Origin of the sequence: Frondihabitans australicus, from assembly GCF_003634555.1 — a bacterium.
GTDB classification, from domain to species: Bacteria; Actinomycetota; Actinomycetes; order Actinomycetales; family Microbacteriaceae; genus Frondihabitans; species Frondihabitans australicus.
The window spans coordinates 3,690,647-3,704,126 of the sequence record NZ_RBKS01000001.1; the positions used below are offsets into that span (position 1 = coordinate 3,690,647).

General features: G+C 70.9%; 13 protein-coding genes. 2 read left to right on the top strand and 11 right to left on the bottom strand.

Annotation, left to right across the window (positions count from 1 at the left end):
* Positions 1-3: 3 nt before the first annotated feature.
* Both C8E83_RS17575 and C8E83_RS17580 read right to left on the bottom strand, forming a co-directional pair.
* The gene (locus C8E83_RS17575; protein ID WP_121371378.1) at positions 4-597 is read right to left on the bottom strand and encodes a dihydrofolate reductase family protein; all 594 of its coding nucleotides are present in this window, start codon (positions 595-597) and stop codon (positions 4-6) included.
* A gap of 109 nt (positions 598-706) precedes the next feature.
* Entirely contained in the window at positions 707-1,924 is a 1,218-nt protein-coding gene (locus tag C8E83_RS17580) for a glycosyltransferase (protein WP_245981800.1), read from the bottom strand.
* Between the two features lie 110 nt (positions 1,925-2,034).
* On the opposite strand from C8E83_RS17580, the gene glgX reads away from it, so the two are divergent.
* Complete coding sequence (gene glgX / locus C8E83_RS17585) at positions 2,035-4,095, top strand: glycogen debranching protein GlgX (RefSeq protein ID WP_121371380.1); 2,061 nt, start codon at positions 2,035-2,037, stop codon at positions 4,093-4,095.
* 68 nt (positions 4,096-4,163) lie between these two features.
* Positions 4,164-4,676: a GNAT family N-acetyltransferase gene (locus tag C8E83_RS17590; RefSeq protein WP_121371381.1), complete on the top strand. Its 513-nt coding sequence runs from the start codon at positions 4,164-4,166 to the stop codon at positions 4,674-4,676.
* Positions 4,677-4,955: 279 nt separating this feature from the next.
* On the opposite strand, the gene C8E83_RS17595 is transcribed toward C8E83_RS17590, so the two are convergent.
* The 9 genes from C8E83_RS17595 to C8E83_RS17635 all read right to left on the bottom strand — a co-directional run bounded on the left by C8E83_RS17595 (position 4,956) and on the right by C8E83_RS17635 (position 13,469).
* Positions 4,956-5,807, bottom strand: coding sequence for a DUF429 domain-containing protein (locus tag C8E83_RS17595; RefSeq protein WP_121371382.1), 852 nt, complete (start codon positions 5,805-5,807; stop codon positions 4,956-4,958).
* Positions 5,808-5,812: 5 nt separating this feature from the next.
* Positions 5,813-6,427, bottom strand: a complete 615-nt coding sequence (locus C8E83_RS17600) for a T6SS immunity protein Tdi1 domain-containing protein (RefSeq protein WP_121371383.1) — start codon at positions 6,425-6,427, stop codon at positions 5,813-5,815.
* A 10-nt stretch (positions 6,428-6,437) separates the two neighbouring features.
* Positions 6,438-7,136, bottom strand: coding sequence for a hypothetical protein (locus C8E83_RS17605; RefSeq protein ID WP_121371384.1), 699 nt, complete (start codon positions 7,134-7,136; stop codon positions 6,438-6,440).
* The gene (locus tag C8E83_RS17610; RefSeq protein WP_147430235.1) at positions 7,133-7,804 is read right to left on the bottom strand and encodes a hypothetical protein; all 672 of its coding nucleotides are present in this window, start codon (positions 7,802-7,804) and stop codon (positions 7,133-7,135) included. The genes C8E83_RS17605 and C8E83_RS17610 overlap by 4 nt, the downstream gene beginning before the upstream one ends.
* 17 nt (positions 7,805-7,821) lie before the next feature.
* The gene (locus C8E83_RS17615) at positions 7,822-9,429 is read right to left on the bottom strand and encodes a hypothetical protein (protein ID WP_121371386.1); all 1,608 of its coding nucleotides are present in this window, start codon (positions 9,427-9,429) and stop codon (positions 7,822-7,824) included.
* Positions 9,430-9,431: 2 nt separating this feature from the next.
* Entirely contained in the window at positions 9,432-9,725 is a 294-nt protein-coding gene (locus tag C8E83_RS17620) for a WXG100 family type VII secretion target (protein ID WP_121371387.1), read from the bottom strand.
* Positions 9,725-10,057 (bottom strand): WXG100 family type VII secretion target, encoded by a 333-nt coding sequence (locus tag C8E83_RS17625; RefSeq protein ID WP_121371388.1) that lies wholly within the window; start codon positions 10,055-10,057, stop codon positions 9,725-9,727. The genes C8E83_RS17620 and C8E83_RS17625 overlap by 1 nt, the downstream gene beginning before the upstream one ends.
* 119 nt (positions 10,058-10,176) lie before the next feature.
* Positions 10,177-10,848, bottom strand: a complete 672-nt coding sequence (locus C8E83_RS17630; protein ID WP_121371389.1) for a response regulator — start codon at positions 10,846-10,848, stop codon at positions 10,177-10,179.
* Positions 10,845-13,469, bottom strand: coding sequence for a DUF4118 domain-containing protein (locus C8E83_RS17635; protein WP_121371390.1), 2,625 nt, complete (start codon positions 13,467-13,469; stop codon positions 10,845-10,847). Before C8E83_RS17635 ends, C8E83_RS17630 begins: the two co-directional genes overlap by 4 nt.
* Between the last annotated feature and the right edge of the window lie 11 nt (positions 13,470-13,480).

Sequence of the window (13,480 nt, forward strand, 5' to 3'; positions counted from 1 at the left end):
AGCCTAGGCCTCCGGCTCCTGCCCCGCAGCCCCCGCTTCGGCCGACGGTGCGGGCGCGGGCACGTAGGTCAGCACCAGGGTGCCCGACTCGGTCACGAGCGAGTTCGTGAGCGTGAGCGGGCGGCCGGGTGCGCCGTCGCGCCACAGCTTGCGGCCCGAGCCGACGGTCACGGGGAAGAGCATGAAGCGGTACTCGTCGATGAGGCCGGCCTCGCTGAGGGCGTTGAAGAGCTCGCCCGAGCCGTTGATGAGGAACGACGTGTCGCCCTCGGCCTTGAGCGCGGTGACCGCGGTGACGACGTCGGCGTCGGCGTTGAGGCGGGTGGCGTTCCACACGAGGTCGTCGGTGCCGGAGGTCGCGACGTACTTCGGCATCGTGTTCATCTTGACGCCGAACTCGCCGGTCTCGGCCTCCATGGTCGGCCAAGCCTGCGAGAAGCCCTCGTAGGTGACGCGCCCGAGCAGCAGGGCGTCGGCCTCCATGAGGTTGTCCCACTGGAAGCGCTGCAGCTCTTCGCCGAAGTAAGGCCCCGACCAGCCGGGCTCTTCGAAGACTCCGTCGAGGGTGAGGTATTCGACCGCGATGATTCGTCCCATGCTCGCGAGTTTATGGGCTCCCCGGTCTCATGCGTGAGGTGCCACGTTCTGCTGATCCCAGACCGCGAGCATCAGCAGATCGTGGCACCTCACCTGCGTTGCGGAAGAGCTAGCGAGGCGTCAAGGCCCTTCGGTAGACGGCGACGAGGGCGTCGGCCGAGTGCTCCCACGAGAGGCCGGTCGCACGGGCACGGGCGGTCGACGCGAGCGAGGCGGCGCGCGCCTGATCCTGCAGGATCCCGCCGATCGCCGACGCCCACACGCCGGGCGCGCGCGACGCCAGCACGACCCCCGTCACGCCGTCCACGACGGCCTCGCGCAGACCGCCCGCCGCCGCGGCGACGACCGGGGTCGCGGATGCCGCCGCCTCCAGCGCGACGAGCCCGTACGTCTCGGAGTGCGACGGGATCACGACAAGCCTCGCCTCACGCAGCAGCGCCGCGAGGTCGGCCCGCGACTGCGGCCCGACGAAGCGCACCCGGTCGGCGACGCCGCTGGAGGCCGCGAGGGCGAGGAGCTCGGCGGGGTAGTGGGCGTAGTCGACGCTCTCCTCGCCGGCGATCACGAGCTCCGGCCGGAGGGAGGCGGGCACGAGCGCCAGCGCCTCGATCGCCAGGTCGAACCCCTTCAGCGGGTCGAGGCGGCCTGCCGCGACCACGAACGGCGACTCGGCGCGATCGCCGGGATGGAAGAGCTTCGAGTCGACCCCGGGCGCCACGACGCTGACCCGGTCGAGCTCGGCGCCGAGCCGCTTCACGACGGTGTCGGCCTCGGCCGCGCTGATGGCGATGACCCCGTCGGAGTTCTGCGCCAGCCACGACTCGCCGGCGAGGCGGCCCGGCGACTCGGGCCGCTCGCCCTCCGACAGCGGCGACGACGGGTCGGCCGCGATCGAGTGGAAGCTCTGCAGGTGCGGCACTCCCATCCGCCCGGCCCACGGCAGCGCCGCCATGCCCGAGAACCAGTGGTGCGAGTGCACGATGTCGTACTCGCCGAACGAGTCGAGCGCGAGGCCGAACGCCTTCATGAACTCCTCGTGGACGCCCTTCGCGACCGGCGTCGCCGGCCCCGCGTCGACGAAGTGGAGTGTGACCGACTCGTCGCCGTCGTCGCAGGCGCTCGCGGTGAGCGGCGTCGACACCGGCTGGTCGGGCGACGAGCGCCGCGTGAAGACGTCGACGGTGTGCCCGAGCGCGCCGAGCGCGACGGCCTGGTTGCGCACCACGACGTTCATGCCGCCCGCGTCGCCGATGCCGGGGTCGCTGGCGGGCGACGTGTGGAGGCAGACGAGGGCGATGCGCAGGGGAGCCTTGGGCTGAGAGGGCACCAGTCGAGCGTATCCGGCTGCGACCCGCATCACGCGTCCGTGACGGGTCGCAGGAGCCGGGGGACGCCCGCGCGCGAACGCTCCCAGCCCTCACCCCGTAGAACTGACACATGCCCACCTCGTACCCGTACCCGCTCGGAGTCTCGCTCGTCGACGGCGGAGTCAACGTCGCCGTCTACTCCGAGACCGCCACCGCCGTGTGGTTCTGCACGTTCGCAGAAGACACAGCCGACGACTCGCCCGACGGCGGCGACCCTGTGGAGACCCGCACCTGGCTCACCGAGCGCACCGGCTACGTGTTCCACGGGTTCGTGGGGGAGGTCGGGGCGGGCGCCCGGTACGGTCTGCGGGTGGACGGTCCGTGGGATCCTGCGAACGGTTTGCGCCACGACGTCGAGAAGCTCTTGCTCGACCCGCACGCCCGGGCCGTGGAGGGCTCGTTCGACTGGGGGCAGGCGCTGTTCTCGCACGACTTCGGCTCGGAGACCGCGCGGAACGACGAGGACTCGGCCGCCGCCATGCCGAAGTGCGTGGTCACCGACGACTCGTTCGACTGGGAGGGCGACCGGCGCCCGCACGTGCCGCTCGCCGAGACGATCGTGTACGAGGTGCACGTGAAGGGCTTCACGAAGCAGCATCCGGGTGTGCCGCAGGAGCTCCGGGGCACCTACGCGGGGCTGGCCAACGCCGCCGCCATCAAGCACCTCACCGACCTCGGGGTGACCAGCGTCGAGCTCCTGCCGATCCACCAGTTCGTGCAGGACGACACCCTGAAAGACAAAGGGCTGTCGAACTACTGGGGCTACAACACGATCGGGTTCTTCGCGCCTCACAACGAGTACTCCGCGTCGGGTCAGCGCGGGCAGCAGGTCGCCGAGTTCAAGGGCATGGTGAAGGCGCTGCATCGGGCGGGCCTCGAGGTGATCCTCGACGTCGTCTACAACCACACCGCCGAGGGCAACCACGAGGGGCCGACGCTGTCGCTCAAGGGCATCGACAACGAGGCGTACTACCGGCTGGTCGAGGGTGACCGCGGTCACTACTTCGACACGACCGGCACCGGCAACAGCCTCAACGTCGGGCACCCCGCCGCCCTGCGCCTGGTCATGGACTCGCTGCGGTACTGGGTGACCGAGATGCACGTCGACGGGTTCCGCTTCGACCTCGCCACCACCCTCACCCGGCAGGACGGCGACGCCGAGAAGCACTCGGCCTTCCTCGACCTCTGCCACCAGGACCCGGTGCTGAACTCCGTGAAGCTCATCGCCGAGCCCTGGGACACCGCCGGCTACCAGGTCGGAGGATTCCCCGCCGAGTGGTCGGAGTGGAACGGGAAGTTCCGCGACGACACCCGCGAGTACTGGGGCGAGGGCGACGTGCTCGGCACCTTCTCGCAGCGCGTCATGGGCTCACCCGACGTCTACCAGGGCGACCGGCGCTCGCCGCTGGCCTCGATCAACTTCGTCACCGCGCACGACGGCTTCACGCTGCGTGACCTCGTGTCGTACGCGTCGAAGCACAACGAGGCGAACGGCGAGGACGGCCGCGACGGGTCGGACGACAACAACTCGTTCAACGGCGGCGTCGAGGGGCCGACCGACGACGAGGGGGTGCTGTCGTGGCGTGCCCGGCAGCAGCGGAACCTGCTCGCGACGGTGCTTCTGTCGGCGGGCGTTCCGATGCTCCTGGGCGGGGATGAGATCGGCCGCACACAGGGCGGGAACAACAACGCCTACTGCCAGGACAACGAGATCTCGTGGTTCGACTGGGATTCGGTCGATGAAGGGCTGCTCTCGTTCACCCGGTCGCTGATCACGATTCGGCGGGAGTCGCCGGCGCTGCGGCCGCAGTGGTTCCGCACCGACCCGGTCGTGTCGGGGCTCCGCTGGGTCGAGGTGCTGCGTGCCGACGGCAACGAGTTCGCCGACGCCGACTGGCAGAACCCCGAGAACCGCGCCGTCATGTTCATCGTCGGCATGAAGGGCGCCGACACGTTCGCCCTGCTGACCAACTCGGCCTCGAACGGCGTCGAGTTCACGGTGCGCGAGGCGCCGGGGTCTGCGTGGGAGCTGGCGCTGTCGAGCGACCCGTCGCAGACGGTGACCGAACCCGTGTCGACGCTGATCGTGCGCGACGCGTCGTTCACGCTGCTTCGGTCGCGGGCGTCGTGAGCGTGCTGCTCGCGCGGGCGGCGGTCGCGGGCGGCGTGACGGCTTCGGCCTCGCTCTAGGCTGGGGGCATGCAGCGCCGCTCCGTCACGATCAGGTCCATCGCCGAGGTCGACTGGCGGGAGTACCGCTCGCTGCGGCTCGAGATGCTGCAGGACTTCCCGATCGCCTACGGCGAGACCTTCGAGCACGCGTCGCGTCAGCCCGAATCGGAGTGGCGCATGCGCGCCCGCCGGGGGCAGGATCCCCGCAACTGCCTGCTCGTGGCGATCGACGACGCGACCATGACCTGGGTCGGCACGATGGGCGGCTACCTGCCGCCGTCGGGTGTGCCCCTGCTCGTCGGGGTGTACGTCGCGGCCTCGCATCGCGGACGCGCCGCCGGAGTCGGTGACGGCCTCCTGGACGGCGTGGAGGAGTGGGCGCGCGACTTCGGCGACACCCTCGAGCTCGACGTGCACGAGGACAACCCTCGCGCGATCCGCTTCTACGAGAGGCACGGCTTCCGCGACACGGGCAACCGCATCCGCTACGACCTGCCGCCGGGCGGCCTCGAGTGGCGGATGGCGAAGCCTCTGGCCTAGTACACCTGGCCGGGCTGCGTCTGCCCCGCGGGCGCGCTGGGTGTGGAGTGGTCGTCCGAGTGGCCGGGGCGAGTCTGCTCTGGGGCCTCGGGGTGTTGTGTGTCTTTTTCGCCTCCTCAACTACGTAGTTGAGGAGGCAAAAAGAGAGCGTGTCACCCCCGAGCCGGCAGCGGCGGTGTCACCCCCGGGTCGACAGCGGGACGACGGCGTGGGCGGCGCGAGGCAGAGCGACAGCGCGGCCGCGTTCGTGCGCGACAGCGAGAGGCCCGAGCGCGAGGGCTACGGCGAGGTGAGGCGCTGCGACGGGCGACAGGGGGCGACGATCACGGCGGGGCGGCCGTCGGCGTCGTGCGAGTCGACCGAGGCTCCGAGGCCGAGCAGCTGCACGCGCGACTCGCCGTGCCTCTCGAGGATCGACGCCGTCCAGGCGCACAGCGCCGCGTCGATGAGGTCTTCGCGGTGCTTGTGGGCGGGCCCTTCGAGCGGGGAGCGCTCGTCGAGCAGCGCTCGCGTCACGGGGTGCGACTCGAGTCTCAGGGGAGGGTCGGCCGAGCGGAGTGTCGCGATCCTGCGCACCAGGTCGTCGGTCGCCTCGGCTCGCCGCTGCCGGGCCACGGCGGGCGGCACACCGCGCGGCAGCCGCTTGTAGCGGGGGCGTTCGTCGTCGTAGCCGAGCTCGTCCATGCCGACGAGCGTCGTGTACGGGTAGCACTCGACCAGCCGAAAGGCAGGGGGCGCAGGAGCAGCGGCACCGCTCACGACCACAGCCCCCTCCGCCTCGAGACGCCCCCGCAGAGACACCCCGCCCAACCATTTCAGGGCCTGGTTGCTGGCGTTGGCCGAGACCTTCCAGCGCCCGTAGGCGCGGCCGACCTGCTTCTCGCCCTCGCGCATTCCCGTGGCGTTCGGCACGACGAGCGGTGCGTCGATCGCGACAAGAGCTTCGGGGTGGCCGTCGGGTGCGACGGCCCGTGCCTCGCGCAGCACCCACTCGGCGACCGCATCGATGCCGCGCGTCCAGCCGGCGGCGAGCACCGTGCCGTTCTCGTCGATCGCGCACAGACCGGTCTCGTTCGCGGGCCGCGTCGCCGTGCCCTCGCCCCAGGCCAGGTCGACGCCGATGAACCTCACCCGGGTCAGGCCTCGGGGTCGACGCCGACGCTCGTGATGCGCGTGCCCTCGGGCAGGTCGCGGGAGCGGTCGAAGACCTGGCCGACCAAGGTCCAGTACACACTGACGTCGTTGAGTTCGACGTTGTCAGGTGAGTCCGTTCCGCCGAGGAACAGCGGGATCCTGTAGCCGAGGCACTCGTCGAAGTCGAGCTGAGGGGCGCCGTTGGCCTCGCGCCAGGCGGCGTACGCCTCCGCCCCGAGGGTGGTGGCCGCGGCGTCGGAGCCGAGGAAGCCGATGAACTCGTCGAGCGGCGCCACCTCGCCCTCGTACTCGCCCGAGCCCACGTTGGCGATCACGACGACGGGCTGGCCGTCACCTTCGCCGGGTCGTGCGGGCCGTGCGCCGAACTGACGGCCGAGCCAGTCGATGGCGAAGAAGGCTGTGCCGGGGGCGACGTCGCGGGTGAAGGCGGCTGTCACGAGCTCCTGCGCCTCGGCCCCCGACTCGGCGTTGTGGAAGCGAAGCAGCCCCCGGTCGAACGACCGGCCGCAGTAGTTCGCGTCGGCGAAGAGCGACCCGAAGGGCGCAGGAGCCCACGTGGTCAGGTCTCCGTACACGGTCTCGTCGGGCGTCAGCATCGGTGCGCTCTCATTCCTTCAGCGTAGGTGCGGTCAGCGGGGCCATGCCGGGCAGGGCGAGGATGCCGGCTTCGAGGCGCCGTCGTTCGTTCTCGACTCGGTCGAGCGGCCAGACGGTCGATCCGCCGTATGCCCAGATCGTCGACAGGAGCGAGAGGTCGCTGAGTAGCATGCCCACCCGTGCTGCTCGGGGCACTACGCATCCAATCGTCGACGGGTCCAACCCGATCAGCTGTCGCATCTCGGGATCGTCGAGCGGGTGCTTGAACATCGGCTCGTCGGTCTCGAGGAACAATGGTGTGTACGGGGGATCGAAGAGGCCAGCGCTGAGCGAGCTGAGATCAACGGTCAAGCCTTCGCGCGCCGCGTACCAGAGTGCGTCATGCCTGATCATGCGGAGCCCAGCGAACTGTCCCCAGTTCATCAGTGGGATGAGCGCGACGCGTTCCACGATCCGCAGAGCTCGATCCCAGTGCCCATAGATGCGGAGCAATTCGAGGGCCTCTTGAAGGCCCGTGATCGACACCTGCCCGCGGAACGTCAAATGCTTGCGGCTCTGCTGGATCATCGAGACGGCGGTTCTTGGAAGGTTGAGAGACGACACATCGAGAAGTTCGGCAATGGCCTCGGCGTGGTCGTGGTTCGCCTGGCGCAGAATCGTGTTGATCTCTCGCTCGGTGTCAGAGGTGTACTGCTCTTCTGACGTCATGGCGCCATGCCGGGCAGAGCGAGAATGCCTGCCTCGAGACGCTCGCGCTCGGCCTCGACGCGGTCGAGCGGCCAGACCGGTGAGCCCCCGTAAGCCCAGATCAGCGACAGGTAGAAGAGATCGCGGAGGAAGAATCCGGGGCGTTGTGTTGGTGGCAGGACGTACTGAGTCGAGTCGGTCGTGGCGTTGAGGCCCAGGCTCGCGCGCATGCGCGGATCATCCAGGGGACGGAAGAAAACTTTCGAGTCATCGTCGAGGTCGACGGGAACGAATCCCGACGGATCGAAGACGGTGCGCGACAGTGATGCCGCCACGTTCGTGTCGCCCGATCGGAGAGCGTGCCAGCGGGCCTCGTGGACGATGCCGCGGGGGAGCTGGAAGAGGAACTGCTGCTTGTACGGCATGTCAGCGATCATCTGAACGATTGGCAGCGTCTCGTTCCAGAAGCCCAGGAGGCGGAGGATCGCGAGCGCGTCGTGGAGGTCGGACTGCTTCCGTTCTCCGGTCAGCGACGGCGACTTCGCGGCGCGCGCGACGAAACTCTTGGCGACTCGCGGGAGCTCGGGCAGGCACGAGGTCAGGATTCCGGCTATCTCTGCAGAGTGCCCGCTGGTCACGTCGCGAAGGATGGCGCCGCCTGCGGCGATCTCGTCTTCGTGGGTGCTCATTCCGTCCATCCTGCCTCCTATTGAGGAGCCGGTTTGTCGCCCGGTGGAACCGCTACACCGAGCGGAGGGTCGATGATGATCACTCGCGTGTAGGGCTTAGTGGGATCGATGGCCGCGTCACGCTTGATCTGGGCCGCGATCTGAGCTCCGATGCTGCGATTGACCGAGCTGTCCAAGAGCTGGAGGTTCGTGGGGTCGATCGGGTTGCCACCGAGTTGGAGCTCGTGGATGTGGTCCACGTCTTGTCCAGGGTGTGGTGTCGAAAGCGGCAGACCGTGGTCTGCGTTGTAGATGGGAACGGCGTTCACCCGCGGAGGCGGCACGGTTGCGACGAGCTGGCCGGTCGCGGCGATGGCGTTCAATTGGCGGGCCTTCTTGGAAGCCTGCGCAATCTGGAACGGCTTCCACTTCGGGTTGTAGTACAGCACAAGCGTCTTGTCGTCCTTGCGCGGCTGCTTCTGGGTGATCCACTTACCCTCGGCCTTGTCTTCCGCACCACTCGGCAACGCGTACGGGATCCGCGTGGGATCGTTGCGCGGCACCTTCGAGCCCTTGCCCGGAGCAAGGCTCGGCGCAGTCGGCGGCGCGATCGCCGTGAGACCGCCGACCGCCGCGGCACCGCCCGCGATCCACGGCAGCGCCCCGATCTGCACGAGCTCGGGGTCCTCGATCACCATTGTCTCGAAGATCGACTCGATCTCGGCGATGAGCTCTTCGCTGGCCTCGATCACCACGGTCTCGACGGTGCCGGTGGCGGCGCCGACCGCCGCCTCGACGGTGAGCCCTTCGGCGACGACCGCGGCGCTCGCCGTGGCGACCTCGCCCGCGTCGGCCCCGGCCGCGACGGCGTCCGAGATCCCGAACGTGAAGACCGTCAGGCCGAGCCCGGCGGCACTGGTCGCGGCGACGGCGGCGACGAGAGAGACCAGGATCGCCGTGGTCGCCGCCCACGCCGCCACGTCGGTCGCGATCATCGTCGTGAGGAACGACTGCATCGAGTCGCAGAACTCGGCGAGCTTCGTGAGCTGCGCCGCCAGCTGCTTGACCGTGCCGCGGAGGCCCGGGAGCTCCGACGAGGTCATGCCGTCCAGGGGCGCGGAGGCCCCCGAGACGTGCTGCGAACGGACCGCCCGGAGCCCGTCGCCGAGCGACGACCAGGCGGCGGCGGCCTGCCCCATGCGGAACACGTCGGCCGTCGGCCACACCGACTCGATCACGCTGGCGACCAGCTCCCAGCCCTCGGGCTTCGCCTTGCCGTCGCCGCCGATGGCCGACGGGGGAGCGGAGAACGTGTCGCCGAAGGTGGTCGGGCCCGAGCGCGGCACTGCCCCGGAGCCGGACGACGCGGCCTCGGCTCCTGCGTGGTTCTCGCCCGTGATCTGCACAGCGGCCGACACCCGCGCGATCGCGCCCGAGAGTGAGGTGAGCGCGCGGAAGAGCTGGGTGGCGCCGCGGTCGTAGTCGGCGCCCCAGGTGCGGCCGTGGATGTCGGTGCCCGACATCGACCCGGTGCCCGCGAGCGACGACGACGCCTCGTGCACGTGGGTGCTCAGGGCGCGCACGGCCCCGTCGAGGGTGGCGGAGACCTCGGAGTACGCCGACGGGGTGACCTTGACCTTCGCCATCGTCACACTCCCCACAGCCGTGCGTTCGCCGCCTGCACGGCGGAGTAGTTGGCGTGGCCGGTCGACGCGTTGGCGGCCATGACGTCGAGTCCGGCGTGGATGGTCGCTGCTCCTGCGGCCCACTGCTGCTGCAGCTCGGCGAACGTGGCCGACGCGTCGCCCGTCCAGTCGGTCTCGGTCAGCGCTCGTGCCGTGGCGTCGATCTCAGAGCGCAGGAGCGCGCAGTGCTCGACCAGCGCCTGCACGTCGCGCTGCACCGCCGCCAACCGGTCGAGGTCGACCTCGTAGCCTGCCATCACTCGCCCCCTGCGGTCGATGGGCCGAACGCACTCGAGCCGGTCTCGGCGTCGCGCGCCACGGAGTCGTCGGTGGTGCGGTAGAGCGCCGCCGCCTGCGGCAGCAGCGCCGCCATGCCCGCCAGGGCCTGCCGAACCTCGGCGATGCCCTCGACGACCTCGGCCCAGCCCTGCCCGTAGCCGTCGGCCGCGCGACCCGACCAGTCGCCGCCGATCAGCCCGGCGACGGCGCGGTTCGCCACCTGCACCTTCTCGTCGAAGGCGGCGAGGCTCGTCGAGAACTGCGCGCCGGCGTGCTCGAGAGCCTCCGGTGTGACGCGGAACTCGGCCATGATCTGTACCCCCTGCGCATCGACCGTACCCCGATGCGGAGCGTCGCGACAGGCGGCATTTCTGCCTACACGCCCGCCGCCGTCTCTCGTCGACCCTCGCGGGACGAGGGGCGCAGGAGCTACGGCACGAACCGGTACCCCATGCCCTGCGCCGTCACGAGGTACCTCGGCTGAGCCGGCACGGGCTCGAGCTTCTTGCGCAGCTGCGCCATGTAGAGCCGCAGGTAGCCGGTGTCGCGGGAGTGGTTCGGCCCCCACACCTGCTGCAGCATGGCTTCGCGGGTGATGAGCTTGTCGGGGTTCTGGACGAGCAGCTCGAGCAGGCGCCACTCGGTGGGCGTCAGCCGCACCGGCCCGCCGGGCGAGGTGACGGTGCGCGCCGAGAAGTCGACGACGGTGTCGCCGAACGACGTGGTCGGCTGATCGGGTGACGCGACGACGCGCCGGGTCAGCGCGCGGATCCGGGCGAGGAGTTCGTCCATCGAGAACGGCTTCGTCACGTAGTCGTCGGCTCCCGCGTCGAGGGCGTCGACCTTGTCGCCGGCGCCGGTACGACCCGAGACGACGAGGATCGGCACCTGCGACCAGCCGCGCAGGCCCTCGATCACGCCGACCCCGTCGAGCTTCGGCATGCCGAGGTCGAGCATGATCACGTCGGGGTGGTGCGCGATCGCCTGCGACAGCGCCGCCGCGCCGTCGGCCGCCGTGATGACGTCGTAGCCCTGCGCGCCCAGCGTCACCCGCAGCGCACGCAGGATCTGGGGGTCGTCGTCGGCGATGAGGATCTTCATCGGGCTACCTCCTCGGTCGCGTCGTGTCGTTCGGTCGAGTCGTGCCGCTCGGTCGAGCCCGGGCCAGCGGGCGCAGGAGCAGCGGGAAGCGCCACGACCATCGTCAGCCCTCCGCCCGGAGTGTCGTCGGCCTCGAGCGTCGCGCCCATGCCCTCGGCGAACCCCTTCGACAGCGCCAGCCCGAGACCCAGGCCGGTCGTGTTGTCGGTGTCGCCGAGACGCTGGAACGGACGGAACACCTCGTCGCGCCGCTCCGCTTCGATGCCGGGCCCGTGATCGGCGATGCGGAGCTCGACGCGGTCGTCGAACGCGCTCGCCGACACGATGACCCGCGTCGGCGCCCCGTCGGACTCGCCGTCGGCTCGGCCCCGACCCGGCTCGTGCCGCAGCGCGTTGTCGAGCAGGTTGACGACGACCCTCTGCAGCAGCACGGCGTCGGCGAGCACCGGAGGCACCTCGTCGAGGCGGAGCTCGACGTCGTCGGGCCCGAGGCCCAGTTCGTCGAGCGACCCGAGGACGACGTCGTCGACGTCGACCTGCCCGAGCGAGACCGCGAGCACGCCCGCCTGCACGCGGCTGACGTCGAGGAGGTCGGTGACGAGCACGGCCAGCGACTCGAGGCTCTCCTGCGCGGTGGCGAGGAGCTCGTCGCGATCGGCGGGCGTCCACTCGACGCCGGGCGAACGGAGACCCGACACCGCGGCGGTGGCGGCGGCGAGCGGTCGGCGGAGGTCGTGGCCGACCGCGGCGAGCAGGGCCGTGCGCAGCTGGTCGGCGGCGGCGAGCGGTGCCACCTCGGACGCCTCGCGCGCCAGGGCGCTGTGCTCCAGGGCGGCGTCGACCTGCGCCGCGACGACGGTGAAGAGGCGGCGGTCGGAGAGCGCGATCTGGGGCCCGCGGAGTTCGAGCACGCCGTGATCGCCGGCGGGGACGGTGACGATCTCGTCGCGGGAGGCGGGGGCCGTGCGGCGATCGGATCCTGCACCCTGACGAGCCGGCGGCACCACCGCGCTCGAGGCGACCTCGACGCCCTCGCTGAGCACCCTGACGCCGGTCAGTCCGAACGCCTCGCGGGTGCGCGTGAGCAGGGCGTCGAGCGCGCTCTGCCCGCGCAGCACGCCGCCCGCGATCGTCGCGAGCAGCTCGGACTCGGCGAACGCCCGCGCGGCGGCTCGCGACCTCCGGGCGGCCTGGTCGACGACGTAGCTGACGAGCAGGGCGTTCGCGACGTACAGGCCGAGGGCGAGCAGGTGCAGCGGCTTCGCGATCGTGATGCTGTGCAGGGGCTGCACGAAGAAGTAGTCGAGGGTGAGCCCAGAGAGCACCGCGGCGAACAGGGCCGGCCAGATGCCGCCGACGAGCGCGACGACGACCACGAGCAGCTGCAGGGCGAGCACGTCCGAGGTGAGCGTGTCGGCCGAGCGGAACGACGCGAGCAGCCAGGTGACGAGCGGGCCGAGGACGAGCGCGAGGGCCATTCCGACGAGGCGGCGCGGCAGCGAGAGCGAGCCGCCGAGCCGCGGCAGCGCGAAGGCCCCGCCCGCCGACGAGTGCGTGACGATGTGGACGTCGATCGCCCCCGACTCGCGGATCACCGTCGCGCCGATGCCCGGCCCGGTGAGCGCGGCGGCCAGACGACCGCGCCGGCTGACGCCGATCACGAGCTGGGTCGCGTTCTGCGCGCGGGCGAACTCGACGAGGGTGCGCGGAACGTCGTCGCCCAGGATCTGGTGGTACGTGCCCCCGAGCCTCTCGGCCAGCGTGCGCTGCTCGGCGAGGGCCCCGGGATTCGCGTCGGCCAGGCCGTCCTGCCGGCTCACGTGCACCACGATCAGCTCGCCGCCCGCCGAGCGCGCCGCGATCCGTGCGCCGCGCCGGATCAGCGTCTCGCCCTCGGGGCCGCCGGTCAGGGCCACGACGACCCGCTCGCGGGCCTCCCAGGTGGAGTCGATGCCGTGCTCGGCGCGGTAGGCCTTGAGGGCCGACTCGACCTCGTCGGCGAGCCAGAGGAGGGCGAGCTCGCGCAGGGCAGTGAGGTTGCCGAGCCGGAAGTAATTGGACAGCGCGGCGTCGATCCGTTCGGCGGGGTAGACGTTGCCCTCGGCGAGTCGGTCGCGCAGCGCCTGCGGGGCGAGGTCGATCACCTCGATCTGCGAGGCCTCGCGCAGGACCGCGTCGGGCACCGTCTCGCGCTGCGGTGCGCCCGTGATGGCGGTGACGACGTCGCTCAGCGACTCGATGTGCTGGACGTTCACCGTCGACACGACGTCGATGCCGGCGTCGAGAAGCGCGGCCACGTCTTGCCAGCGCTTCTCGCGCGCGGAGCCGGGTGCGTTCGTGTGGGCGAGCTCGTCGACGAGAGCGACATCGGGATGCCGCGCGAGGACCGCGTCGACGTCCATCTCGTCGAGCACGACGCCGCGGTGCCGCGACGACGCACGGGGGACGACCTCGAGGCCGTCGACGAGGGCCGCCGTGGCGGCGCGACCGTGCGTCTCGACGAGGGCGACGACGACGTCGCGGCCCTCGGCGCGCAGCCGCGCCCCCTCCTCGAGCATCGCGTACGTCTTGCCGACGCCGGGAGCGGCGCCGAGGAGGACGCGCAGGCGGCCCCGCCTCACGACACCTCTCC

Excerpts from the sequence above, each read along its gene's own strand:
- C8E83_RS17610 (WP_147430235.1), bottom strand. The coding sequence starts at position 7,804 with ATGAGCACCCACGAAGACGAGATCGCCGCAGGCGGCGCCATCCTTCGC.
- glgX (WP_121371380.1), top strand. The coding sequence starts at position 2,035 with ATGCCCACCTCGTACCCGTACCCGCTCGGAGTCTCGCTCGTCGACGGC.
- C8E83_RS17600 (WP_121371383.1), bottom strand. The coding sequence starts at position 6,427 with ATGCTGACGCCCGACGAGACCGTGTACGGAGACCTGACCACGTGGGCT.
- C8E83_RS17615 (WP_121371386.1), bottom strand. The coding sequence starts at position 9,429 with ATGGCGAAGGTCAAGGTCACCCCGTCGGCGTACTCCGAGGTCTCCGCC.
- C8E83_RS17590 (WP_121371381.1), top strand. The coding sequence starts at position 4,164 with ATGCAGCGCCGCTCCGTCACGATCAGGTCCATCGCCGAGGTCGACTGG.
- C8E83_RS17575 (WP_121371378.1), bottom strand. The coding sequence starts at position 597 with ATGGGACGAATCATCGCGGTCGAATACCTCACCCTCGACGGAGTCTTC.
- C8E83_RS17625 (WP_121371388.1), bottom strand. The coding sequence starts at position 10,057 with ATGGCCGAGTTCCGCGTCACACCGGAGGCTCTCGAGCACGCCGGCGCG.
- C8E83_RS17605 (WP_121371384.1), bottom strand. The coding sequence starts at position 7,136 with ATGACGTCAGAAGAGCAGTACACCTCTGACACCGAGCGAGAGATCAAC.
- C8E83_RS17620 (WP_121371387.1), bottom strand. The coding sequence starts at position 9,725 with ATGGCAGGCTACGAGGTCGACCTCGACCGGTTGGCGGCGGTGCAGCGC.
- C8E83_RS17630 (WP_121371389.1), bottom strand. The coding sequence starts at position 10,848 with ATGAAGATCCTCATCGCCGACGACGACCCCCAGATCCTGCGTGCGCTG.